Source organism: Pseudonocardia oroxyli, assembly GCF_900102195.1.
In the GTDB taxonomy this organism is placed as follows: domain Bacteria; phylum Actinomycetota; class Actinomycetes; order Mycobacteriales; family Pseudonocardiaceae; genus Pseudonocardia; species Pseudonocardia oroxyli.
On the sequence record NZ_FNBE01000011.1, the window covers coordinates 12,707 to 35,893 of the forward strand.

Below are 23,187 nucleotides of genomic sequence, written 5' to 3' on the forward strand. Positions count from 1 at the left end.
GTCACAGAGCAGCCTCCAGGCAGCCGGTCGGGGACATGGCGTGTCGCGCAGCGGCCACCTGCTGCCTCGTTAGCCCGGAAGCCGTCGCCACCACCGCAAGCTGTTGTTCCTCCTCTTCGGTGATCACGTGGTCGGCCAGCACGATCTCAAGGAGGTCGAGGTAGTCGTCGAGTCGTGGGTCTCCGCTCGCGCCGCCGGCGAGGGCCTGACGGTCGGGCGCAGGGGCAGTCCGCAGACGCAGACTCGGCCGAGTCGTCGGCGGGTCGACGGACGGGGGAAGCGTCGTGGGGCTCACACCGAGCTCGCTTGCTGTGCTCGTCCCGCCGGCGTCGGCGCGTTTGAGGTAGACCGCGAGCAGTCGGGCGGTGGCGTCGGCGTCGGCGAGGGCGGAGTGGGCTCCCTCGTGGCGCAGTCCCTCTGCCCGGCACAGGTCGGTGAGTCGGCGGCTGGTCGCGCTGGCGAGTTGGTAGGCGAGTCGGCGTGTGCACAGGATCGGCCAGTGCGGGGCCATTCGACCGGCTCGCCCGACTTCGGCGCGCAGGAAGCGGTGGTCGAAGTCAGCGTTGTGAGCGACGACGATCGCTCCGCTCAGGTGGGCAAGTACCTCGTCGGCGACGTCACTGAAGGTCGGGGCGTTGACGAGGTGCTCGGCGGTGAGACCGTGGACGCGGGTGGGGCCGGGCGTCCGCTGAGGGTCGACGAGTGTCGACCAGGAGTCGAGCAGCGAGCCGTCGGGGGCGAGCCGGATGATGGCGATCTCGACGATCCGGTCTCTGCCGTCCGCGTCGAACCCGGTCGTCTCTACGTCGACGACGGCGAACGGCGTCTTGCCGAGTACCGCCTGTTCTGTGGAAACGTGGCTGACGGGCGCGGCGATCCTGGTCGCCGCCGCATTCCCTTCGCCGAGGTCGCGCAGGGTCTGCCACGCACTCGGGACGTCGAGGAACCGCGCGGCATAGGAGTGGACGAGCAACTCACGCGTGAGGTAGCCGTCGTGTTTGTCGAGTTCGAGGCTCGGGCACTCTCCCGCCAGCTCCAGCGGATCGGCCGCGGGCTCCTTCGCCAGGCTGCGCATGAGATCCCGTAGCGGCTCGGCGGTGCCTTTGACTGTGAGGGCGATGCCGTCGTCGGCCACGTCCACCTCGCGTGCGGTCAGGACGGCGGCGAGGGTGTTCATGATCTTATCACCGCGCCAGGGGAAGACGAGCGTCTCGCCGCCGCGCTCAAGGAAGCCGTTGTCCGAGAGCCCGAGACGTGCGAACGCCGCCCGCCCCTGCGCGAGCAACTGCGCGGCCTCGTCGTCCAACCACGGAGGTACCTCGTCGGTGACGTAAAGCCGGCGCATCCGCCGACGCACCGGGTCGGCGACGAGGACTCCACTGGTGCCGTCGAAGTTCGGTGGGCGTGCACCGGACGACGGCTCGACCATGACGATCTTCGCGTCGAGCTCGAGTGCGACGATCCGCCAGCGGCGCCCGCCCAGCAGCAGGAGACCGTCGATGTGCAGGCCCGGGCCTGGGGTGATAGTTCCGAGTGTGCGTGGGCCGTGGAGCACCCGCAGCTCCTCCGCAGCGTGGAACGCCGTGTAGAAGCTGTAGTGGTTGACCATCCGGTCGCCGACTTCACCTGCGAGGAGCAGGCCGTCCGAGCCCTGTTGGAGAAGCGCCGCCGTTCCCATTGCGCGCAGCAGTTCGACGAACATCGACTCGTCGACCTCGCGGAACGGCCCCCGTTTGCACAGGACTGCGTAGAGCGAGCCCGCCGAGGCACCACCGCGCTGCGCGATCACCGACAGCACCTGCTGGACGAGCGTCGACAGATGCGGGTGCCGGGGGTCGGGGGTCTCCAGATATCGCTCGCCCATGAGCTGGATCATCGCGACGGTCTGGACCAGCCGTGGTCGTAGCTCGTCGAGCGTGCTGATCTGGTCCGACATCTCGTCCTCGCTGATGTGGACCATCAGCTTGGGGATGCGGTTGCGCCGACCGGACCGACCCATCCGTTGGCGCAGACTCGCCACGCCCGGCGGGGGCCCGATCTGGGCGACCGCCTCGACCGAGCCGATGTCGACTCCCATCTCCAGGGTGGAGGTGCAGACCGCCGTGGTCGGCTCGCCGCCCTTGAGGCGTTGCTCGACGAACTCTCGATCCTGCTTCGCGAGGTTCCCGTGGTGGGCGAAGAACTCGTTGGGCACGCGCCGCTCGGCCGCGAGACGCGAGAGTCGGTCGGTGTAGGTCTCGACGTTCTTGCGGCTGTTCGCGAACACGAGGTGGTCGTTGCCCCGCATGCCGTTGAAGAGGCGCTCGCTGATCGCGACGAGGTCGGACGGTTCCGTGTCCGAGTCGGTGGTGGACGGGTTGCGTCGTTGGTGACCGAAGACGCGCAGCCGGACGTTGCTCGGCTGCGGCGGGTTGATGTACTCGACCCGCTCCCCCTCCCCCGGGCGGAGGAAGTCTCGCGCAGCGGTCGGGTCCGCCAGCGTGGCCGACAGCGCGATGCGCGGTACTCGCCGACCGAGCGTCTCCTCGGCACGGTGCATCAGGGACTGCAACTGCATACCGCGTTCGGTGCCGAGGAAGGCGTGCATCTCGTCGACGACGATGTAGCGAAGACCGCCGAGGATGCGCGCGACGTCGTGACCGCCGGTCACGAAGAGGGCTTCGAGGGACTCGGGGGTGATGACAACGATGCCGGCGGGTGAGCGGCGGATCTTCGTCTTGGCTGACGCGGGTACATCGCCATGCCAGCGATGCACGGGTATGTCCAGGTCGCGGCAGAGGAGCCCGAGCCGGTCGTACTGGTCGTTGATCAGCGCTTTGAGCGGGCTGACGTAGAGCACCTCGATGCCCGCTGCGGGCGGTCCGCCGTCACGGGCTTCCGCGAGGCGGGAGCAGATGGGCAGGAACGCCGCCTCGGTCTTCCCACCCGCTGTGGGCGCGGAGATGATGACGTCGATGCGTTCAGACAGGACTGGTGCGACCGCGGCGGCCTGGGCCGGCCGGAGCGAGGGCCAGCCCTGAGCGTGCAGCCAGCGCTGAACCCCGTAGTGGAGCCGGTCAGAGGCTGAAGTCGGCGAGCTCATCGTCGTCCGTGTCGGGTGCGGCCAGGGCGGGATCGATGTCCTTCTCGATGACCACCGCGTCGATGAGCTGGGTCCACTCGGTGCCGGGGTTCTGCTCCAGCACGGCGAGGAGGTCGAGGAAGGAGCGGATCGTCGTGCGCGGAGTGCGGAAGTAGGCCTCGCCGATCCGCTCCGAGCAGTGCCGCATGAACGCCACGAGAGCGTCGTCCGGGAGCAAGTACTTGGCGGGGTCGCCGCCCGCCTGAACGTGTCGCAGGTTCTTGAGCAGCTGGAAGAAGTCTTCCTGGGCCAGACTGGCGAGTCGCAGCACCGGCCCGGAGAAGTCCTTGAGTCCGTCGACGGCGAAGGTGTTCTCGGCGAGGCGGCTCTGCAGCGCCTGGTAGGAGTAGAGGCCGCGGCGGGGGTCGAGAAGGAAGTCCGGGGTTCCGCCGAAGAGGAACCCGAGGTGCTCGGCGCTGCCCTGCATGCTGTCGTTGACGATGCGCAGGATCTGCTCGTAGTTAGAGTTGCGGGCCTGGGAGTTCGCCAGTTTGTAGAGGTTGACCATCTCGTCGAGGCAGACGAGGAGCCCGTTGAAGCCCGCGAGCTGCGCGAAGCGTGCCATGAGCTTGAGCTGGTCGTAGACCTGGGAGTCGTCGACGATCGTTCGGACACCGAGGGCTGTTCGGGCGTCGGTGCGGGTGGAGAACTCTCCGCGGAGCCATCGGACCGCCTCCGCTCGGAGCTGCTCGTTGCCGGACTCGTGTCCGCGCCAGTAGGCGGCGATGACGTCGGCGAAGTCGTAGCCGCCGACGAGTTCGCTGAGCTTGCTCAGCTTCGCGCGAATGACGGTCTCGGGGTCGCTGCCGTCGCGACGGGCCTCGGTCATGGCAGTGCCGACGAACTTCTCGACGACGTTGGTCATCGCGCCGCCGTCCTGCTGGCCGCGGGTGGCGATGTTCCGCATGAGCTCGGCGAAGAGGCTGCGGGCCTGCCCACCGGTCGCCTGGAGCCTGCGGTCGGGAGCGAGGTCGGCGTGCACGGTCAGCAGGTTGCGCTGCAGTGCGATGGACCGGACCAGCTGGAGGAAGAAGGTCTTGCCCGACCCGTAGTCGCCGATGACGAAGCGACAGCTGGAGCCGCCGTCGGCGATACGGGCGATATCGGTGATGAGGGAGCTAATCTCGTCCGGTCTGCCCACGGCGACGTGCTGGAGACCGGTCCTAGGAACGACCCCGGCCCGCAGAGACTGAAGGATCGCGTCACGGTCCTTCGGCCGGATGCGGGTCGCGGTGGGCGCGTCGGTCATCGCGGGATCTCCTGAACTGCGTAGTCGTTGAGGACGAGGTCGCCCTCGTCCTCAAGGAGGGGTTCGCCGCAGGTGTCGACGGCGTGGTCGTTGAGGACGTCGAGGGCCCCGTCCGGCAGGAGCCCGTGGCTTTCGGCGAGCTGGGCGAACTCGGCGCGGCCCCACGTCGAGCGTTCCAGCACGGCGAGGTAGAGCCGTCCGTGCGCCGCGTCGAGACCTGGGACCTGACCGGTCTCCTCCTGGGGTGGAGGCAGGACCTCCGTGGGCGGCGCGGGTGCGTCCGTGTCGGCGAAGACCTCGGCGAGAAGTGACGAGACGGCGGCGGTTCCCGCTGCCGACGCGGCCAGCAGGGCGGGATCGAGGTCGACGGTTCCGGGTGGGGCGGGCTCGACGGTCTCTTTGACGGTGACGCCTGCTCGAGAGTGCCGGCGACCGGTCCGCTCGACAGGAGCGGCCACGGTGGTCTGGGAGTGCAGTCGGGAGTAGACGTCGTCAGGGTCGAGCCCGAGGAGCTTGTAGATCTTCCCGAGGGTCTTGACCTCGTCGCCGGAGATCACGCCGTCCGCCGCGGCAACGGCCACGAGCACATCCGCCATGGACCTGCGACGCTCCTCGGGCATCTCCCGCAGCCGTTTGGTGAGCCCGGTCAGCTTGCTCCCGGTCGCGGTGAGCCAGTGCAGGTGAGCGATGAGCCGCTCGACCTCGCCCGGGGTGAGGGCCAGCGCGCTGCCCAGATGATCGAGCAGCACCTGCTGCTCGGAGGAGTCGACGTCGCCGTCGGCGGCACTGACGGCGACGGCCAGTTGCAGCAGGGTCGTCGCGGCGACGTACTCGGTTCCGGCGCTGCGCGGCGGGTCGTAGCTCGCGTCGAACAGCACGACCGGGCCTGCGGAGATCGCGGCGCCGCCGAGTCGGACGTCGGGCTCGATGCCGATGCCGTGTCGTTCCAGCAGCTGCGCGCAGGCCACGACCTCCTTCTTGGACATCTTCGTGTCCTGCGCGGTGGGCCAGAAGCCGATCAGTTCGTCCCCGTCGACCACCACGCTGGCGTCGTCGCCCAGCGACGCGCGAGCCCAGGCCAGGAACGTCTCGGCGGGGCCCGATGTCGCCAGTTCGACGGGGAGCAGCGCAGCAGCGGCGAGGCTGCCCGCCTGGTCCGGGTTGCGCCCGATGAAGCGGCTGTAGGCCTCGAGCTCCTGCGTCACGTCGTCGACCAGCGACTTCAGCGCGCGGGTCGCTCCTGGTTCCTCGAGGAGGTCGGGTACTCCGTGCAGGTCCACGTCGGCGCCCAGTAGCCCGGCGCTGGCGGGCGAATACTGCAGCCGCAGCGAAGGCTGCTCCGAGGTGGCGATCAGCCCCTCGCCGTGGCGCTCCTGGTAGCGAATTCGGAAGAGCTGGGTGAATTCCGCGGGACACCGGGTCTGCGGAGTGCGCGCGTAGATGCTCGGGTGGAACCAACTCCACGACATGGCCCAGTCCGGCGGCACGGGGCGGCCCCCCGCGGCGAATCGGGCGAGGCCGAGGCGGAGGGCGAGCGGCACCTCCCATTGGTCGCCGACCCCGTATTCGGGGGGACGTGCGGTCGGGCCGTTCTGCAGGAGAACGAGGACGTCCAGGAATCGCTCGCAGTACCGCCCGAACGCGTTCTCGTTCCCGTACAGCGCCGCGAGACGGCGAACCTCCGCGTCGATCGCCGGGAGTTCTTCTCGGGCGGGGGCGTCGCCTCCCATGGCATCGACGAGCACTCGGCGTTCGAGGCCGTAGAAGAACAGGAAGACATATCCGAGCGGGACACCGGGATGGCGTCGTCCGTCTGCGAGCCAGGTCAGATAGGCCGCTCGCGAGGCCGGCGTGATCGACTCGTAGCTGGGCCAGTAGAAGAGGTCCTCGCCGTCCCAGTCCGGACGCCGGCGGTCGACGGCGAGGGTGGGGTCGATCAGCGCAGGCTCGGTGATCCCACTCTGGGTCTGTAGCCGCTCACCGAGGTAGAGCATTCCTCCGGAGAGCCGAAACCCGACGATGTCAATGGTCCGGCCCGGTGGAATCCACGCGAATCTCGGGCCCGACGGTCGCGGCGCAGGACGCACGGGTGGGTCCAGTCGGAATCTGTCGAGAAACCCCAGGACGGACACCCCCCATGCCGGTCGGTGGCTCTCTGGACGCGAACGCTACCGATTCTGTGATCGACCGCCGAGTATGTACCACTATCGAGTGACTTCGATCAGGGGGCCCGGCCGATGCCGGTCAGCGGCCCGACCCCGGCACGTGATCATCAGTTGTGGGGATGACCGGTAACGCATGGATCGCTCTCGGGCGATGGCGAGTCAGGCGACCGAAAGGCTGGCGTGTGGTGGACACGACGGAACTCGATGCCCTCTCGGACGAGGAGCGGATCGTCGCGGCGGCGTGGCTCGTACGCGCTCTGGCGCAGACACGCTCGGATTCCAGGGGGACGCGAGCCGCTGCGATCGAGAGCCTTCTGCTCTCCGCCCTCGACTCCGTCGTTGACACGGCGGCGGACGAAACATGGGCGAGGGAGCTCGCCGCAGAGCTGCGTAGGACCGACCCCGAGCTTCGGGTCAGCGTCTTGGCCGATGCCGCGGTGTCCGTCGCCGCCCAGCTCGAAGGTAGCCGTCGGTCACTGGTGGTCCTCGTCCAGCTGACCTCCACACTGTTCACCGCTGGAGTGCGGTCACGGTTGACGGAGGCCATCGCGCGCGAGGCGACCACCGCCCTACCCGGGCTCAGGTCATCGGATGCCGACTATGTCATCCGGACGTTCGGCGACCTGCGACGTCGACTCGCCCGCAAGGAGATCAAGTGGGGTCGTGCTGCTGCGGTCTCCGCGGTGGGCGTCGGGATCGGCGTGGTGACCATGGGCGTCGCGGCGCCCGTGATCGGCGCGTTCGTCGGGGGGTCGCTTCTGGCAGGCGGGCTCACCGGAGCGGCCGCGACTTCGGCCGGTCTGGCCACACTCGGCGGCGGCTCGATCGCCGCAGGCGGGTTCGGTGTCGCGGGCGGTACAGCACTGCTGACGGGGCTCGGCGGCCTCTCCGGCCTCGGGCTGGGAGCGTTGGGGGCGCGCCTGGCCGGCTGGGGTATCGGCCTCGTGCTCGCCGACGCGCTGCGACTCGCCGTCCTGGCGCACGTCCTGCTTCGTGAGGACGAAGCCGACGACCAGTTGGCCCGCCGAGTCGTGATGACGCTGAGGGCGCGTCTGACGCAGCTGAGCGGCGCGATCGACGCGCTGAAGGCGAAGCTCGACGAGGCCACCGCCGAGAATCGGCGACTCACGAAGGAGAACGAGTGGCTCAAGGCCGCACTCGACGACGCTCGACGTGCGGAATCCACCCTGCGCTCCGCGCTGCAGGACGCTGAGGTCGAGGCGGCGGCGTGATCGACCGACAGGTCCTCGAGGAGCTCGCCACCCTCAGCGACGGGATCGATGCGGTGCAGGCCACCGTGTCCGAGCTCCTGGACGGCGCCCCCTCCGTCGCGGTCTCGCCTGTCCCCAGCGGCGACCTCGGGGCCCGCCTCCTGGCCGCGCTCGACGACGACCAACGAGCACGCTTCGAGCAGTGGCAGACTCGCGAGCGCCTCCACTGGGACGGCGCCGACATGGCGGTCGTCGGGCTCGCAGGCATCACCGGCGTCCTGGCGACCTGGTTCGACAGCCCGACGGATCGGGCGGTGCGTCTCGCCCTGCGCAGACTCGGCGCCACCCGGCTCATGCGAGCGTGGGAACGCGACGCCAAGCGCATGGCGATGGATCACATGGGCCCCGGGTTCGGCGGCTCGGCCCACCGCGTCCGGTCCTCGGGTCACGACATCGGACGGCCGCTGGCGGCGCTCTCTCAGATCCTCAACGGACAGTTCGTCGGGTACCGGTGGGACGACGGAGTACGGGAGCAGGTGACCGTCGACGGGTTCGCCGTCCCCGACGACCTCGTCGGCGCCCTGCAGCTCTGGACCAAGCACCTCGCGGCGGACCTGGTCACGACCATGAGCCTGCCGCTCCCCGGCTGGACGATGCTCAATCAGCTACCCGACCGTGACCTCCGCCGGTTCGTCCACGACGTCTACCGAGGAACGGCACCCGGGGAAGGACTCAATCTCCGCTCCGGTGTGATCAGCCCCTCGCTCTCGTCGGCCGTCGTCGAGATCATCGTGCACACCCACGTCCACGCCACAGCTCTCGACAGACGAGGAACCGCCGTTCTCACGGCCGACGAGCGCCGGCTGCGGGATGAGCTGTTGTTGGCGGCTCACGCTGTGACCGCAGCGGCCGCGGTCGGGAAGACCACCACGCGGGCCGCCGTGCTCCCGATCAAGTCGATGTCGATCCGACACCTGAACATGCCCGCGCTCGCACGCGTCGGGCTCCTCGGGGTCGGGCTGCTCATCGACCACCGCCGACGCAGACACACCGCGGCCCCGAGCTGGAGCGACCTCGCACACGCCGATTGAGGCGTGTCACCGTTCGAATGGCCACGGCAGCTGTCCCCGCTCCCCCGGCACGCTCCTGACGAGGACTCATCAGTCTTGACGACCGGCCGTAATAGGATGTTTCCGGCACCCGACACGTCAGTTGTGAGCCCCGAGCAGCAGCACTTCGTCACGCACGAGCCTTCGACCGACCGGTTTCCCACCATCCCGTCTCCGCGCTCACCGCAGCCCGCGACTGAGCCGTCCAAGCCTGCTCGCGGACGTGGCCCGCTGATCGCCGCGGTCGTGGTCCTGCTCGTCCTCGTCGGCGTCCTCGGTGGACTCCTCCTGGTGAACGGGGACGACAGCGGGCAGGGCACCGCGGTCCAGGCTGCGCCGCTGGTCACCGCCGCGCCGACGACGACCGCCTCGGCGTCTGCGGCGGCAAACCGGCGAGTCTGCATCGACTTCGACGCCCGAGGCGGCGCGCTCTATACGCTGTTCGTCGTGCCGATGATGGCCGGCGACGGCGGGCGAGCGAGCGTGAACGTCGATATCGCTCAGATGCGGCGAGCCACTGCAACGGTGGCGCAGCTTCGCTCAGCGGATCTGGGTGCGGCGAGTCCCTCGATCGCTGATGAAGGAGAGCGTCTCATCGCGGCCGCGGACGCGCTCGGCCTCTACCCCAACACGGACGGCACCGCGCTGCTGACCGCCTTCGTCGGACTGGCCGTCGAATGTCAGAAGGCCAACCACAAGCCGTCCTGGTTCGACGCCAATGAACTCGCCTCCACGTGAGCCCAGCGCCGGGCGAGGCGCTCACCCCGCCCGGCGCAGAGCACACCAGTAGCCCTAGGCGCGACGCGGCGACTCCTCGGCGAGGACTCGTCGACCCACCAGCTCCTGGGACCAACGTGGGACCAGCCGTGGTAAGCGCCGGTGCACGACCTGGACGAATCGAACGGCATGCATGGTGGTAGCAGCGCTCTGACGTGCAGAAACGCATTCGGGGCTCGACTGGGGGTCAAGGGGTAGCAGGTTCAAATCCTGTCGTCCCGACGGTCGGCAGAGGCCGGTGGTTTCTCGACGGAGCCACCGGCCTTCGTCGTTTCCACCTGTGGAAACGAGGGACCAAACCCACCAGACCAACCTGAACGCCAGGACATCACCTTCGACAGCTTCTCGGCCACCGCGTCGAGGACCCGGTCGAACTGAGCGTGCACCCGACGCGGCGTCGGGTCGGTCGTAGACCGAGTGCAACAACTCCCGCATCCACGGCCAGGACGACTTCGGGGTCGCCGCCATCAGGCTCGCGGCGTAGTGCGTGCGGCAGCGCCGCCAGGCCGCTCCGGGCAACGTCGCCCGATCGCCGACACCAGCCCCGCGTGAGCGTCGGAGGTGACCAGCCGTAGCCCGCTCAACCCACGGGCGGTGAGATCGCGGGAGACCCCAGCCAGTCGGCGCCGTCCTCGCCGAGGACACCTGCGGGGAGATGGTCTCCCGGTGCCCGTCCCCGTTCACTCCGGTGGCGAGCGGGGCCGCGGACGTTGACCGCCCGCCCTCACACTGAGCACCCGGGCGTCCGCGGCGACGAACGGGTGGGGCCCGGGGTCGAGCGGCCCAGGGACTCGACGACCTCCTCCATCCGACGAGTCGAGACCCCGAGCAGGCAGTAGGTCGTCACGACCGTGCTCAGTTCTCGTTCGGCGCTCCCACTGCCAGATGCTCCTCTGCACTGTCAAGTGCGTGGGATGCGGAGAAGTCGGCGAGGACGGCCGCGTGGACCTCACGGACGAGGAAGCGCTTCAGACACCGCATGATGTCCTTCTTGGACAGACCTTGCGCGGTGCGTCGTGCGACAGAGGTGCGGGTGGGTTCGTGGTAGCGCAGGCGGGTCACCAGCGCCATGTGCAGGGCCGCGTTCGCCGCCCGGTCACCACCGCGGTTGAGACGGTGGCGATCGCGACGTCCGCCTGCCGTCGCCGAGCACGACGGTCGGGCTGGTCGACCTCGACTACCTGCACCCGGTGCTCTGACAGGGCTGTGGCCAGCCCGGCGCCATAGGCGCCAGTTCCTTCCACTCCGACCAGAGCGACGTGCCCGAAGGACTTGAGCCAGCCGACCAGCTGGACGTAGCCGGCTCTGGTGGCCGGGAACTCCCGGTCGCCGAGGAACTCGGCCGAGTCCGTCGACCGTGGCGGCACGGTGGGTCCTGCCGTGGGTGTCGACGCCGCCGTAGATCTCTTCCGTCGTGCTGGCCACGCTCGTCCTGCCGTTCTCTCGTGCGAACCCGGTGCCACGGGCCCGGACGGGAGGCGGACACGACGGTGACGGGGCGCCGGGGTCAAGCTCCTATGAGGTCACGACGCCCGCCCGGGCCCGTGCGAGAGCAGGCAGCGGTCCCGTCGACGGATCTGGCTGACGACACCGCGGTCAGTCAGGGAACGAGTCAGACGCGAGCGGCCTGCTCTCGCTGATCATTCTCACTGTCGGCCACGTCGCCCCACCCACGGCGTCCGCGTCCGCGGACATCAGGGTGTCGATGAATGTCGTGGTCATCTGGAACAGCAGGTCGGGACTCGCCCGGGAAAGCTGCTCGTGCAGGAACTCGGAGGGGTCGATACTGGAAGGTGCGGTCATCGCGTGGAACTCCTGAAGCTCTGTGGAAGGTCTCCGGAAGATCACGCGGTGGCCGGCCCTACCCCTCTACGCCACGGCCCTGACCGTGAGAGAAGGCGAGCCGACATGAGCGACGAAGCCCCCTCGGTATCGCTCGGGCGAGGCGAGGAACTAATCGAGGAGGCGTCCCGCCTCCGGTTAGGGATCGCACGACTCCAGCGCAGAATTCGCATCGACAGCGGGGACTCCCCCCTGCAGCTTGCAGTCCTGTCCACCATCGAGCTCCATGGCGCATTGCGAGTGTCCGAGCTGGCGAAGATCGAAGCCGTCAGTGTCGCAACGATGTCACGCGTGGTAACTGCGCTCTGTGAGAAAGCTCTGGTCGAACGTACTGCCGACCCCTTGGACGGCCGAGGCAAGCTCGTCGCACTGTCCCACGTCGGTCGCGCTCGGCTACAGGAGACTCGATCGCTGCGGACAACGCTGGTCGCTCGCAGATTGAGCCGACTCGACGAAGAACACCGTGCTGCGATCCGTGCGGCGCTGCCCGCCATCGAATCGCTACTCAACGAGTGACGATCCGCCGCCGACCACCCACTCCGACAATTGAGCATCACCAATCTCCTTGTGATCCTCCGACCGGGGCGGACGCTCGACCGAACGTGGCTTGCCGAATTCCTCATAGCAACCAGCCGGCGGCCTGCGTCTCGAACGCGACGATCAGTCGTCATGCACGAACCGGTAGACGGAGCCCTCCACGGTCCACTCGCGACCGATGTCATCGACAGGGAGCGTGAGTGCACGGCGCATCAGCCGCCTGCTCGCCAGTCGCCGAACGTGCGCATCCAGGGTGGGCTCAGTGACCGGGACAGCACGGCCGGTCAGCATGAGGCTCGGCGGTCGGCCAGAAGAGGTGATCTCGCCGAACACGAGAGACAGGGTGCCCCGTCGAGGCGACATCGAGGTTGTGACGCCGATCAGATAGAGCTGCCCGTCCATCAGCACATGTCCGCGAACAGATCCGATGGTGCGACCCCTGCCTCTCGGGTCGACTAAGAGACAACTGTCGGCTGCATCGATTCGACGCCCGATCTGGCCTAGGCGACCGCTATGCCATGCTCCCCCGTGGAATGCGAACCAGCAGGCTGCCTCGGCCACCGTCGTTGGTTCGCCGACGCCGAACCGTCTGCGAGTTGCAAGAGGACTGCCACTCACCGACATATCGTCGAGGCCAATCTGATCGACCGGCAGAGACTTCCTTCCGATTGCCGACCCCGGTCGACTCTCGACCTCCCAGTGCCGCGACCGGCCACCTCGGGCCTGCAGCGCTCCGCGCTATGGGCCTCCCCCCGCGCCGGCCCGTCCACGACCGGCACCGCACTCACCGGTCGCAGCCCATAACAGCGCAGTGATGGGTACATCGGCGTGCTCCGTCCTCGGCGACACTCCACCAGCTCTCGAATATGATAAGCAATCTCGCTATCGCTGTCGAGGTCACCGTCCTGGCGACTCGGCGCCCCAGCGCCGTCCACGCCGCCTGCCACGCGGGCCCCTCACCGCCACAGCTCGGCCGGATCCAGCAGCTGATCACCCAGACCTTGGAGACCGTGCCCGCCGACGCCACGCACTGGTCGACCCGGTCGATGGCCACCCACCTGGGGCTGTCGCAGTCGACGGTGTCGCGGGTGTGGCGGGCGTTCGGGCTCGCCGCACAAGACCGAGACCCTGGACACTGTCCAAGGCTCCCGCCCACGCCGGCTACGACCACGTCCGCAACGGCACCTCGAGCCTCTGCGCCGCGCTCGACATCGCCACCGGCGAAGTCATCAGGGTCACCGCACCCACGCCACCGTGCCGTCGAGTTCGGCAAGTTCCTGCGCACACTGGACCAGCCGGTCCCAGCCGAACTCGACGTGCACCTGGCACTGGACAACGCTGGTTCGCCGAGCCGACCCAAGACGCTGCGGCGCTCCGCACACCGTTCCGCGACCGAGCTCAACGCCGACGTCCGCGCCTGGATCGACAACCCCAAGCCCTACGTCTGGACCACGACCACAGAGGAGATCCTCGGCCAACGTCGCCAACTGCTGTCGGAGAATCAAGGACTCAGGACACCGGTCTAGTCTTCGGTCAACCACACCTCGTCGATGCGGACCAAACCGTCGGCGATCGTCTTGACGCCCTGCACCTTCGACGTGTACATCATCGCGCTCGGCACCCGCCAGAGCGGCAGGAAGGGCATGTCGGCGACCAGTGCGCGCTGGACCGTCGCGTACGCGGCCTTTCGTTCGGCCTCGTCACCCGACGAACGGCCCTTGACCAGGGCCGCGTCCACCTCGGGGTTGGAGTAGCCCATGAAGTTTCGCGGACTCTTGCTGTTGAACCCGTCGTAGAGCACCGGCTCGGGGTCCGCCAGGAAGAATCCGGTGATCCCCATGTCGTAGTCCCCCGCCACGACGGCCGCCTGGGTCGTGGCCTGGGCGTTCACCGAGACTTCCAGCCCTTTCAGCTCACTCAGCAGAGTCTGGACGCCCTCGGCGGTCGACCGCGTGCGCGTCACGGTCAGGATGGAGAACTTGATAGGGCCACCGTTGGCCGCGACTGCCTCGTCGATCAACCGCTGCGCCTCGGCGCGGTTCGCCGGAGGATACTGTGTGGACGCGTCGTAAAAGGTGGTGCCGACCGGGGCCATGGTCGTGGCGAGATCAGCCTTGCCACCTTGCACGAGCTCGTTCAGGAGATTGAGGTCGACGCCCAGTTGGACCGCCTTGCGCACGCGAACGTCGTTGAACGGTGCGCGTTTCTCGTTGAACACGAAACCCTGGGCTCCGCCGACAGCGGTCCTGAGCACCTGGAACCCGGCAGCCTCAGCCGTGGAGGCCAGCTGAAAGTCCACCGAGTCGTGCATGATCTGTCCCTGTCCGGAGACCAGCGCGTTGTACTTCTGCTGTGAGTCCGGGATGGGGCGGATGACGATCTCATCGAGGTATGGGCGCGGAGCGTCGAAGTACTTCGGATTCTTGACCAGTGTCATGTGGTCGTCACGGAGCCATTCCTTGAGGACGAACGGTCCGGCCCCCAACGGGGCGTCCGGCGTGGCCTCGAGCGAGGTGGGGGACGCGATGAAATTGATGGGATAGGTGGCGAGCGACCGTGGCCACTGACCATTCGGGGCGGCAAGGACGATCTGGAGCGTTCGGTCGTCCACCACGTTCAGGGCCGACATCGCTCGAACCACGGGTAGCGCGAAGCTGGTGCTGCCTTGGGCACCATGCCGCTCCCAATTGGATTTGACTGCCGCGGCGTCGAACGGTGTCCCGTCAGTGAAGACGAGTCCCGGTCGCAGCTTCAAGGTCCAGGTCGTGTTGTCGGCGGTCTGCAACGACTCGGCCATGGACATCTGGAGGTTGCCGGCCGCATCCTGGAGAACGAGACCGCCGAAGATCGAGAAGCCGGCGAGCCCGTCACCTCGGGTCGCGGTCAGCGAGACCCCCATCTTGGTCGGGTTGATGCCCTGGGTCTCGGCCTGATTCAGGAGCGTCAGCGTCCCGCCGGACCTCGGCTCCGACGAACTGGCCGCTCCCCCGTTCGAACCTTGGGTCCCCGCCGCACAACCAGCTGCGAGCAGGGCCCCACTCAGCAGCAATGCGAGCTTGGTGCTCCACTTACCCAGCATGGGAATCCTTCTTCGTGTAAGAGTCGACGCCCTCGGTGCCGACCGTGTTGCGTCGGCGGATCGCTGTCGAGAGCCGGAATGGGCTCCGAACGACCGTCGCCTTGTCAAGAGCATCGATCGCTTGATACCACCATCGCACATGCGGAGCGCAGGAACGACAGACATGATCTCCGGGTCGCCCTATCGGGCACACCGCAGGATTCGCCGTGAACGAGAACGGCGTAATCGGATGGACAGGACTCCAGTGCGCCGCGACCAGTGCACGCAATACGCGCACCGGACAGGAACTCGCTAGCCCATACGCGCCATCACCGACCGAACAGCTTCGAGCCGGAATCGGTCGACGAAAGGACCGACAGATCCCGGGGGACGCCCATTCGGCAGCATCGACGGAATGAGAGCACGCTGACGCTTTGCGCTTCGGTGCAGCAGGTGCAGGATCCGTCTGTCCGTATCGGGCCCGGCCTCGCGCACCAGATCCTCCAAAGCCGCGTCGGCCTCGTGCACACTCGTGGGCTGGAACCCGACGAGTGACTCGACGTCGGCGAGATGGCTCGCGGCCAGGCTCGGGCCGTGCCGGAGGACCAGCTGTATGTGGTTCAGCAGGTCATCGGTCACCACACGGTCGTACGGACGGGTCGGGCCCACCCAGGCGTCGAGCGCTCGAACCAGCGAACCACTCAGCGGTTCAGGTGTGTCGTCGAGATCGGGCGGGGCGGGATCGAGTTCCTCTCCCAGTTCTTCGGCAATCGCGGAGAGGACGGAGAAAGCGCCCGCCACCTCCCACGTCAGCCAGTTGACGTAGTCCGCGCGCTCCTCCGTGCGTAGCCGGGTGATGGCCTGCCGACCCGCGAGCCCGCCGACCACCTGATGGAAGTTCACCACCGCCGGATCGATGGGATCGCCCGAGGCCTCCACGTAGCGGTCGAAGATCCACGCAAGATCACCGAGCGGCTCGAACGCGTTGCGGACACGCAGCCCGGCGAGGTCGGCCTGAGGGTCCGTGACGTGGGCGAGCTCGAGGTCGTAGAGCCCGGTGATCGAGCCGCCGCGCTGGAGGAACTGGCCGGTGTCCTTGATCGCAAGGCCCATCCGGTCCCGATGCGTCGGCTGGTGGCGAAGGGCCCAGCGCGACCCGAACGCCACCAACGGCTCAGGGCGCGCCTGTTGGGCGCGGAACTTCCGCGCGCGCCTGCGGAACAGCGCAAGCTGTGCCTCGACCGGACTCGCCGGGACCTCGACGCCGGCGGCGGCGACCTCCTCGAGCGGGATGCGGTGGACCTGCACCAGATAGCCGACGTACTCGTCCAGCAGCGCCTGCTGCGTCACCGGGTCCGACACCCCGGTCAGCTGTCCCGAGCCGGTCAGGAGGTCCATCACCATCGCCTTCGGGCCCGCGGTGAGCCCGTAGACGTGCGGAACGGGGACCCCGTGCTTCTCGAGCAGGGCGTGGATCGCCGCCTCGGTCTCGAGCGACAGGTCGTTCCCCTCGGAACGCTCGCCGCGCAGGTAGAGCCGCCTCGGTTCGCCGCCGTTGACACCTCCCCCCTCCACGGCGTCGACGACATCGACGACGTCGACGCGCCAGGCAGCCCGCCAGCGCCCCTCACGCTCGATGGACGTGACCCGCCCGCCGACCATGGACTCGACCTGCGGCACCAGACTCTGCTCCGGCTCGGTTGCCGGTGGTGCGTGCTGCTTCACGAACTCCTCTTTCCGCTCGGTGGGGATGCCGGCCGCCGCCGGTCTCAGATCATGGGGCCTCCGGTCCGACATCTCCGTTGAGAAGGCGTTCGGCCCAGTCGGCCAGCTGGACCGCCCGCTGCTCGACGAGTTCCGGCGGGATGTTCTGCACCGGATGGTCGAGCACGACGAACGGCAGGGGGACGTCGCTCTTCTGCAACGCGAAGATGCGGTCGACGGCCGCACGGAACGGCTCGGTGGTGACGACGAACGCGGAGACTCCAGCGCGCTGGAGGATTGCCGAGTCGAGCGCACGGCTCAACGAGCAGCTGCCTCAATCGTTGACACCATCGAGCACCAGTGCCCGCTCGCGGGACAGCTGACCGAACAGCTGGGGCTGCTTGTCGATCGGGTCCCTGCCGACGGGCCGCACGATGATCTCGTCGCGCACCGCGATCCCGCGCCGGCGGAGCTCGGCCTGGGTCGCCCTGATGATGTTGATCGAGTTCGGTTTGTCGTTGTCGACGAGGACGACCTCGCGCAGCTGCGGACGGACGTTGATGCTGTACCGGCCCGACCGTGCGCGCGGCATCGGGCTCACGAGTTCGGCGTACCCGTCGTCGGCAGCGCGGTCCATGGGATCCTCCATCGAGGTGTCGGCGATCATGTGTCGGCGATTCGTCTGCTGATGAACTCGTGCGAGCCCACCCAGCCCGGGACGACTGCGGAGAACCGGCCCCCGGCAGCCCCTCCTTCGACGACGTACAACAGGCCAGGGTTGTCCACGGGTGAGCGCATGGCGCCCCGGACGACCTTGCTCTCGGCTCGCGGGTTCTCGGGGATGCGCCCCAGCCGGGCGAGCTCGTCGGTCGGTCTGCGGGCGTGCTCGAAGAGGTACTCCCGGACCTGGTCGCGCGAGAACCGCCGGGAGACGGTCTCCGCATGGTCCGGGCCGAGCACGACCAGGTACAACCCGTGGTGCCAGTAGTAGCTGGTCGATCCCGCATGGGCCAGGCAGTCGGCGATCGTGTCGAGGATGCCTTCGGCTTCGAAGGAGTAGTGGTTGTTGACGCTGTTCGGGCCCTCCGCCGAGCAGACGGAGACGGCCGAGACCTCCGCAGGGAGCCCCGACTGGGCGTGGAAGGGCGGGAAGTGGGTGTCCGGACGCTCCGCGATCAGGAAACTGATCCGGCCCGGGTGGCCCATGGTCCCGTTGGCGCGCATGGCACCCCCCTGCGACCCGCAGAAATAGCGCAGCATCTGGGCGAACCGTCCGACCGTGGCATTCGGCCTGCTGTTGGCCCCGCCGACCGAGTTGCCGCCGTACGCGAAACCGACCTCGGTGACGACCGGCCCGCTCACGACGACAAGCACCGCGACACCACCGGTGGTCACCTCGACACCCGCCAGATTCAGACGCTCGTCGAAGACCGCCTCGGTCAGCGGCCGCAGGACCCGGCCGTACTCCGGACGACAGCCCGCCATGACGGCCATGGCCGCGACCTGTTCGGCGCAGACCTCGGTGTCCTGCCCAGCGATGGAGGTCAGTACCTCCTCACCGTCCCAGTGCAGCGCGTCGAGCATGCGGTCGACGAGAACCCGGTAGGGCGGCACGACCGGCAGCCCGTCGGACCACCCGACTTCGAAGCAGTGCTCGATCGCGTCGACCAAGGACCCGCCGCTCACCGGGCACCTCCCTCGCAGGCGCCGACGCCTGCCGGCAGCGGCGACACCGGATAGCCGTGTTCCCGGTCCACCGAATTGATCAACGGCCGGCCGGTCTCGAGGCGGTCCAGGTTCGTCGCCAGGGTGCGCACGATCTCCTCGTCCCGCCGTGGCGTCGTCCAGGAGGAATGACCGCCGAGGAACAGGTCGGGGCAGTCCCACAGCGGGCTGTCGGCGCCGGGGGGTTCCTCGTCCACGGTGTCGAGGGCCGCCCCGGCCAGCTCGCCCGCCCGCAGGGCGGTCACCAGCGCGTCCTCGTCGACGAGTCCACCGCGGGCGACATTGACGACGTGTCCGTGCCTCGGCATCGTCTCGAGTTCGGCCGCCCCGATGATGCCGCGGGTCGCCGGCGTCCTTGGAAGCGCGAGCACCAGGTCGTCGGTCTCCCGGAGGACGCCGAGAAGATCATCCGTCCCGTACACCCGGGGCGCCCCCTCGACAGGGCGCGGACGACGGACGACGACCGAGAGCTCCACGGAGAACGGGGCCAGCAGCGCACAGACCCGACTACCGACCGGCCCGTATCCGAGTACGGTCACTCGGCGCCCGGCCAGCACCCCCGGCGCGTGCATCGCCCAGCGGCGCCTGCGCTGGTTCTCCCCGGCCGCGGCGAACCGCTTGACCAGGAACAAGAGCTGTCCGACGACGTACTCGGCCATCGGCCCGCTCGTCGATCCGGCGGCGTTCGCGATCACGACGGAGGCCGGGAGGCCGGGCGCCGGGAGAAGATGGTCGACCCCGACCGAGCCCAGCTGGACGAGCCGCAGCCGCGACGCCGATCCCCACCGACCGCGCGGCGGGTTGATGGCGAACAGCACCTCGATCTCCGGCAGGGCGTCGGCGAACGCTCGCTCGTCCGGCAGGACACGGATGCGGCGGCCGCCGAGAAGGCCGGGGAACCGGTCGAGAGCCCGTGCGACACTGGGGTGGAACACGTGGACCAGCTCCACGCGGCGCCGCGCCCGCGTCAGATTCGTCACCCGGCCGTCTCCACCCCGTGCGGAGGGGGCGACAGCTCCCGGACCGGGTCGCTGACACCGTCCCACTCGGATGCGGCGTCCCGGACGGTATCGGTCAGCCGGCGGTAACGCTCGGTGAGCTCCGCGATCTCGACGAGGGTGCTCGTGGCCCCGCCGGTGTCGAGGTAGACACTTCGACTGATGCCTTGCTGCACGACCTGCCAGGGCTGTTCCGCCGCCCGGGCCAGGGAGGAGTCGAAGTCGTCCGTCCAGTAGGAGACGTGGTGGAAGCCCTCCCGGCCGGAGTCCAGGAACTCGCGGTACGAGCTGGGCGTGTCGTCGAGCTGGGCGAGGAGCTCGATCTGCAGGGGCCCGGAGTTCGCCATCGCCAGGCACAGGAGCGGCTCCGCCGACCGGCCGCGGAAGGTCGCGCCGTGTTGACGGAACGACCTGAGGACGAACCACGGACCCACACCGTGACCGAGCCACTCCTCGATCGCGGCGTCCATGTCGCGGACGACGTAGGCGATCTGACGGATGGCCCCCGGGAGAGCCCGCGCGCTCGCCATCGACCCTCCAGCGGTCCAAGTCGCACCATTCGGCCCGCACGGGCGTCGGCGTCGACGCGGTGGCGGACCCTCGGCCCGACCGTCACAGGCCGCGATTTTATGAGCATGTTCGTGGTGTCCGCAAGGACGAAACAGAGAAGTCCGGCATCTTCGAAAGATGCGGGCCGCGCGACGGAGATCGCGATGCGTCCCGCCGACTTCGCCATACCCTGCAGCTCAAGCCCCCTGCGGCGCCCTCACCACATCCGGCTCCATCACCTCCGATGCCGCAGCGGCGGTCGAACGCCGTCTTGTGCAGGGACCTGGATCTGATTAGATTTGCGGTAGGCCCAGGCCACCGGGGGACGAGGTGACGGCAGTGCGGCTGTCTCCTCTGGACATCGCCGGGGTCGGCGTGGACCTCCCCGAGCCGGTGGACGTCCGTGCGCTCGCCACCGCGCAGGGCGCACCGGTGGACGGCTACCGCGGCTGGATCTCGGCCTGTCACGGCGGGGCCGGCGATCACCCGAGCAGCATGGGCGTTCGCGCCCTCGAACGGGCGCTGGCGGACGCGCGCGTGTCGGCGGCCGAGCTCCGGCTCGTCCTCTTCTGTGGGGCGTCTCGCGACTACCCACCCTCGTGGTCGGTGTCCACCGAGATCATGCGGCTCGCTGGGGCGAGCGACCACTGCCTCGGCCTCGACACGTCGGCGGGCTGTCTCGCGACTCTCACCGGGCTCGACCTCGCGCACGGTTGGCTCGCCCTGCACGGCGGCGGACACGCTGCGGTCGTCGCCGCCGAACGGTGGTCGCACACGATCGACCACGGCGACCCGGCGTCGAGTGCGCTGTGGTCCTACGGGGACGGCGCCGCCGCCGCGGTGGTCGCCCTCGACGCAGGCGCTGCGGGCCGCCTGCGTTTCCTCGGCGCGGAGTTCCGCAGCCGCAGCGCGTACAACGGCTACGTTCGGATCGAGTACGGCGGCACGCGCGCGCCCGTGGCTCCCGCCGGGGTGGACCCGCACCGGCGCCGCGTCGTCGGCCGCTCGCGGGACGAGGTCATCGCCGCCTACCGCGAGGGTTACGCCGCCGCCTACGCCGCGCTGCGGGCGCGGTTCCCGGCCGAACCCACCCACCTGGTGTGCAACCAGATCAGCCCGGGAGTCGTCGGCACCATCTCCTCGGAGCTCGATCTCGAGGATCGGACGACCGTCACCGGCCACGAGACGGGCCACCTCGGCGGCCCCGACGTCCTCGTCGGGCTGCGCCGCTACCTCGACGAGGAGCACGACGACCAGGCCGTCGTGCTGGCCGCGAGCGCGTCGTACGCCTTCGGCACCGGTCTGCTGGTCGCCGATCGATCCCGGGAACCCCGGCCGCCGCACGGCCCACCGTCTGTGGAGCCCGCCGGCACGAGGAAGGGTGTCACGCCATGAGTTCCGCCGTAGTCGCCGCACTCGACGACATCCGGCCCGGGCTGGAGGCCGACGGGTTCGGTCTGTTCGTGGCGTCGGTCGAGGCCGGGCACGTCACGGTCTGTCTGCAGGCGCTGCCCGGCGCCTGCCACGACTGCCTCGTGCCCGACGACCTGCTCCAGCAGATCGTCGAGTCCGCGATCCGCGGCGCCGACCCGACGGTGGACCGCGTGACCCTGGTCAAACAGGGGTTCGACACCCCGAAGGCGCACTGAGGAGAACCCGATGACGATGACGTCGACCCCGTCCGGAACGGACGAGCAGCTCGCCCATCTGCTGGCCGAAGCCGAGATCAAGCGCCTGCTGTACGGCTACTGCCGGGCGGTCGACCGCGGTGACCTCGTGTCGCTGCGCGAGGTGTACCACCCGGACGCCGTCGACGAGCACAGCGGGGTGTACTCCGGTGACGTCGACGGCTTCATCACTCAGCTGGGCCGGAGCCTGGAGCTCGGTGCAGTCGTCTGCACCCGGCACTGCCTCTCGAACATCGTGATCGAGATCGAGGGCGACGTCGCCGTATCCGAGTCGTACTTCGACGCCTATCACCGCCGCAGGACCGGCGACGGCTACGTCGACGAGTTCGTCGCGGGCCGCTACCTCGACCGCCTCGAGCGTCGGGCCGGGACCTGGCGGATCGCCGCCCGGCAGCTCGTGTGGGACTCGATGCGCAGCGAGCAGGCGAGTCAGCCGCCGTGGGACGGCGAGCCCGGGCGGTACGAGGTCGGCCGGCGTTCGGCCGACGACATCAGCGTCGCGTGGTTCCGCCGGCGTGGCCCCGGGGACCGGTCGTGACGGCGAGCGGGGCACCGGCCGCCGACAGCGTCGGTGCCGCACCCACTGCGCCGTACGGAGGCTTCTTCCAGGAGTCCGTCACGGTCGTCACCGGCGCCGGGAACGGGATCGGCCGGGCCACGGCGCTGGCGCTGGCGCTGGCGGGCGCCCACGTCGTGGCATCCGATGTCGACCTTCCCGCCGCCGAGGAGACCACCCGGTCGATCGAGGACTCGGGGCACCAGGCCTGGGCCCGGCGGGTGGACGTGACCTCGACAGAGGACTACGCCGCAGTGCGGGACTTCTGCCTCGACACCTGGGGGCGGGTCGACCGGGTCATGAACAACGCGGGCCTGGCTTCGACCGGGCTACCCGAGGATCTCCCGCTCGCCGAGTGGCGGCGGATCATCGACGTGAACCTGCTGGGCATAGTGCGCAGCAACGAGATCTTCCTTCCCGTGCTGACGCGCCAGGGCCACGGCCAGCTCGTGAACACCGCCTCGACGTCCGGCATGTTCCCCTACGCCTACGACCGCCTCCCCTACGCCGCGACGAAGGCGGCCGTGATCGCGATGACGGAGGGGCTGGCACTTTACCTGCGCCCGCAGGGGATCGGGGTGCACTGCGTGTGCCCGGCAGGGGTGCGCACGTCGATGCCCAGCCGAATGCCCCACTTCGGGCCCGAGCGGAGGATGGGCGTACCCGCCCTGCCGGTCGTCGATCCGGACGACATGGCGGCCACCATCCTCGCCGGGCTCGCCGAGGACCGGTTCCTGATCTGCTCGGTGCCGGAGGCCTACGCCGAGTTCGCCCGCCGGGGAGCCGATCCCCAGGCCTACCTCGACGGCGCGGTGGAGCGGTTCGGCTACGGCCGCTGACCCGCGGCCGCGCCTCGCGGTCGAGACGAGGGTTGGGAGGAGACCCCCCTCGACCGACG

Annotated in this window: 21 protein-coding genes and 3 pseudogenes; 9 read left to right on the top strand and 15 right to left on the bottom strand. The window is 69.1% G+C overall.

All coding sequences use genetic code 11. The annotated features are described in order from the left end of the window. Position 1: 1 nt before the first annotated feature. The 3 genes from BLS43_RS17040 to BLS43_RS17050 are packed head-to-tail and all read right to left on the bottom strand — an operon-like array spanning position 2 to position 6,502. Complete coding sequence (locus BLS43_RS17040) at positions 2 to 3,082, bottom strand: DEAD/DEAH box helicase (protein ID WP_093085759.1); 3,081 nt, start codon at positions 3,080 to 3,082, stop codon at positions 2 to 4. Then, on the bottom strand, positions 3,057 to 4,370 hold the full coding sequence (locus BLS43_RS17045) for an ATP-binding protein (protein ID WP_093085762.1): 1,314 nt from the start codon (positions 4,368 to 4,370) through the stop codon (positions 3,057 to 3,059). Before BLS43_RS17045 ends, BLS43_RS17040 begins: the two co-directional genes overlap by 26 nt. Continuing rightward, positions 4,367 to 6,502, bottom strand: coding sequence for a TerB N-terminal domain-containing protein (locus tag BLS43_RS17050; protein ID WP_093085765.1), 2,136 nt, complete (start codon positions 6,500 to 6,502; stop codon positions 4,367 to 4,369). Before BLS43_RS17050 ends, BLS43_RS17045 begins: the two co-directional genes overlap by 4 nt. A gap of 218 nt (positions 6,503 to 6,720) precedes the next feature. On the opposite strand from BLS43_RS17050, the gene BLS43_RS17055 reads away from it, so the two are divergent. The 3 genes from BLS43_RS17055 to BLS43_RS17065 all read left to right on the top strand — a co-directional run bounded on the left by BLS43_RS17055 (position 6,721) and on the right by BLS43_RS17065 (position 9,593). Further along, positions 6,721 to 7,767, top strand: a complete 1,047-nt coding sequence (locus BLS43_RS17055) for a hypothetical protein (protein WP_143030084.1) — start codon at positions 6,721 to 6,723, stop codon at positions 7,765 to 7,767. Beyond that, positions 7,764 to 8,837: a hypothetical protein gene (locus tag BLS43_RS17060; RefSeq protein WP_093085771.1), complete on the top strand. Its 1,074-nt coding sequence runs from the start codon at positions 7,764 to 7,766 to the stop codon at positions 8,835 to 8,837. Before BLS43_RS17055 ends, BLS43_RS17060 begins: the two co-directional genes overlap by 4 nt. A 123-nt stretch (positions 8,838 to 8,960) precedes the next feature. Then, a complete protein-coding gene (locus BLS43_RS17065) occupies positions 8,961 to 9,593 on the top strand; it encodes a hypothetical protein (protein ID WP_093085774.1) in 633 nt (210 codons plus the stop codon). 368 nt (positions 9,594 to 9,961) lie between these two features. On the opposite strand, the pseudogene BLS43_RS31175 reads toward BLS43_RS17065, so the two are convergent. The 4 genes and pseudogenes from BLS43_RS31175 to BLS43_RS17080 all read right to left on the bottom strand — a co-directional run. After that, positions 9,962 to 10,503: pseudogene (locus tag BLS43_RS31175) on the bottom strand (transposase); the annotation flags it as partial. Further along, entirely contained in the window at positions 10,488 to 10,703 is a 216-nt protein-coding gene (locus BLS43_RS30575; protein ID WP_218129872.1) for a hypothetical protein, read from the bottom strand. The gene BLS43_RS30575 and the pseudogene BLS43_RS31175, both read right to left, overlap by 16 nt. Beyond that, positions 10,691 to 10,999, bottom strand: coding sequence for an IS110 family transposase (locus BLS43_RS30580; RefSeq protein WP_218129873.1), 309 nt, complete (start codon positions 10,997 to 10,999; stop codon positions 10,691 to 10,693). Before BLS43_RS30580 ends, BLS43_RS30575 begins: the two co-directional genes overlap by 13 nt. A gap of 289 nt (positions 11,000 to 11,288) precedes the next feature. Next, positions 11,289 to 11,435 (bottom strand): annotated as a pseudogene (locus BLS43_RS17080) (IS256 family transposase); the annotation flags it as partial. Between the two features lie 105 nt (positions 11,436 to 11,540). Here BLS43_RS17080 and BLS43_RS17085 point away from each other — a divergent pair. Next, positions 11,541 to 11,990, top strand: a complete 450-nt coding sequence (locus tag BLS43_RS17085; protein ID WP_093085780.1) for a MarR family winged helix-turn-helix transcriptional regulator — start codon at positions 11,541 to 11,543, stop codon at positions 11,988 to 11,990. Positions 11,991 to 12,134: 144 nt separating this feature from the next. Here BLS43_RS17085 and BLS43_RS17090 read toward each other — a convergent pair whose 3' ends face one another. Further along, on the bottom strand, positions 12,135 to 12,413 hold the full coding sequence (locus BLS43_RS17090) for a hypothetical protein (RefSeq protein ID WP_143030086.1): 279 nt from the start codon (positions 12,411 to 12,413) through the stop codon (positions 12,135 to 12,137). 572 nt (positions 12,414 to 12,985) lie between these two features. Here BLS43_RS17090 and BLS43_RS31180 point away from each other — a divergent pair. After that, a pseudogene (locus BLS43_RS31180) lies at positions 12,986 to 13,529 on the top strand (transposase); the annotation flags it as partial. Between the two features lie 4 nt (positions 13,530 to 13,533). Here the strand turns inward: BLS43_RS31180 and BLS43_RS17100 are convergent. The 7 genes from BLS43_RS17100 to BLS43_RS17130 form a co-directional block, all read right to left on the bottom strand. After that, positions 13,534 to 15,090 (bottom strand): ABC transporter substrate-binding protein, encoded by a 1,557-nt coding sequence (locus BLS43_RS17100; protein WP_176921381.1) that lies wholly within the window; start codon positions 15,088 to 15,090, stop codon positions 13,534 to 13,536. Between the two features lie 291 nt (positions 15,091 to 15,381). Next, on the bottom strand, positions 15,382 to 16,794 hold the full coding sequence (locus BLS43_RS17105; RefSeq protein ID WP_176921382.1) for a phosphotransferase: 1,413 nt from the start codon (positions 16,792 to 16,794) through the stop codon (positions 15,382 to 15,384). A gap of 49 nt (positions 16,795 to 16,843) precedes the next feature. Further along, positions 16,844 to 17,095, bottom strand: coding sequence for a UGSC family (seleno)protein (locus BLS43_RS17110; RefSeq protein WP_093085798.1), 252 nt, complete (start codon positions 17,093 to 17,095; stop codon positions 16,844 to 16,846). Between the two features lie 12 nt (positions 17,096 to 17,107). Then, positions 17,108 to 17,440, bottom strand: coding sequence for a hypothetical protein (locus BLS43_RS17115; RefSeq protein ID WP_093085801.1), 333 nt, complete (start codon positions 17,438 to 17,440; stop codon positions 17,108 to 17,110). Continuing rightward, positions 17,437 to 18,459 (bottom strand): hypothetical protein, encoded by a 1,023-nt coding sequence (locus BLS43_RS17120; RefSeq protein WP_093085804.1) that lies wholly within the window; start codon positions 18,457 to 18,459, stop codon positions 17,437 to 17,439. The genes BLS43_RS17115 and BLS43_RS17120 overlap by 4 nt, the downstream gene beginning before the upstream one ends. Next, positions 18,456 to 19,478, bottom strand: coding sequence for a D-2-hydroxyacid dehydrogenase (locus tag BLS43_RS17125; RefSeq protein WP_093085808.1), 1,023 nt, complete (start codon positions 19,476 to 19,478; stop codon positions 18,456 to 18,458). Before BLS43_RS17125 ends, BLS43_RS17120 begins: the two co-directional genes overlap by 4 nt. Next, a complete protein-coding gene (locus BLS43_RS17130) occupies positions 19,475 to 20,026 on the bottom strand; it encodes a VOC family protein (RefSeq protein WP_093085811.1) in 552 nt (183 codons plus the stop codon). Before BLS43_RS17130 ends, BLS43_RS17125 begins: the two co-directional genes overlap by 4 nt. Before the next feature lie 358 nt (positions 20,027 to 20,384). On the opposite strand from BLS43_RS17130, the gene BLS43_RS17135 reads away from it, so the two are divergent. Genes BLS43_RS17135 through BLS43_RS17150 form a run of 4 tightly spaced genes read left to right on the top strand, consistent with a single transcriptional unit; the run spans position 20,385 to position 23,128 of the window. Continuing rightward, positions 20,385 to 21,440 carry a hypothetical protein gene (locus tag BLS43_RS17135; protein WP_143030088.1) on the top strand — a complete coding sequence of 352 codons (1,056 nt, stop codon included), beginning with the start codon at positions 20,385 to 20,387 and terminating at the stop codon, positions 21,438 to 21,440. Then, positions 21,437 to 21,694, top strand: coding sequence for a NifU family protein (locus BLS43_RS17140; protein WP_093085814.1), 258 nt, complete (start codon positions 21,437 to 21,439; stop codon positions 21,692 to 21,694). The genes BLS43_RS17135 and BLS43_RS17140 overlap by 4 nt, the downstream gene beginning before the upstream one ends. Before the next feature lie 10 nt (positions 21,695 to 21,704). Next, positions 21,705 to 22,271 carry a nuclear transport factor 2 family protein gene (locus tag BLS43_RS17145; protein ID WP_093085817.1) on the top strand — a complete coding sequence of 189 codons (567 nt, stop codon included), beginning with the start codon at positions 21,705 to 21,707 and terminating at the stop codon, positions 22,269 to 22,271. Continuing rightward, a complete protein-coding gene (locus BLS43_RS17150; protein WP_093086270.1) occupies positions 22,268 to 23,128 on the top strand; it encodes an SDR family oxidoreductase in 861 nt (286 codons plus the stop codon). The genes BLS43_RS17145 and BLS43_RS17150 overlap by 4 nt, the downstream gene beginning before the upstream one ends. Positions 23,129 to 23,187 lie beyond the last annotated feature (59 nt).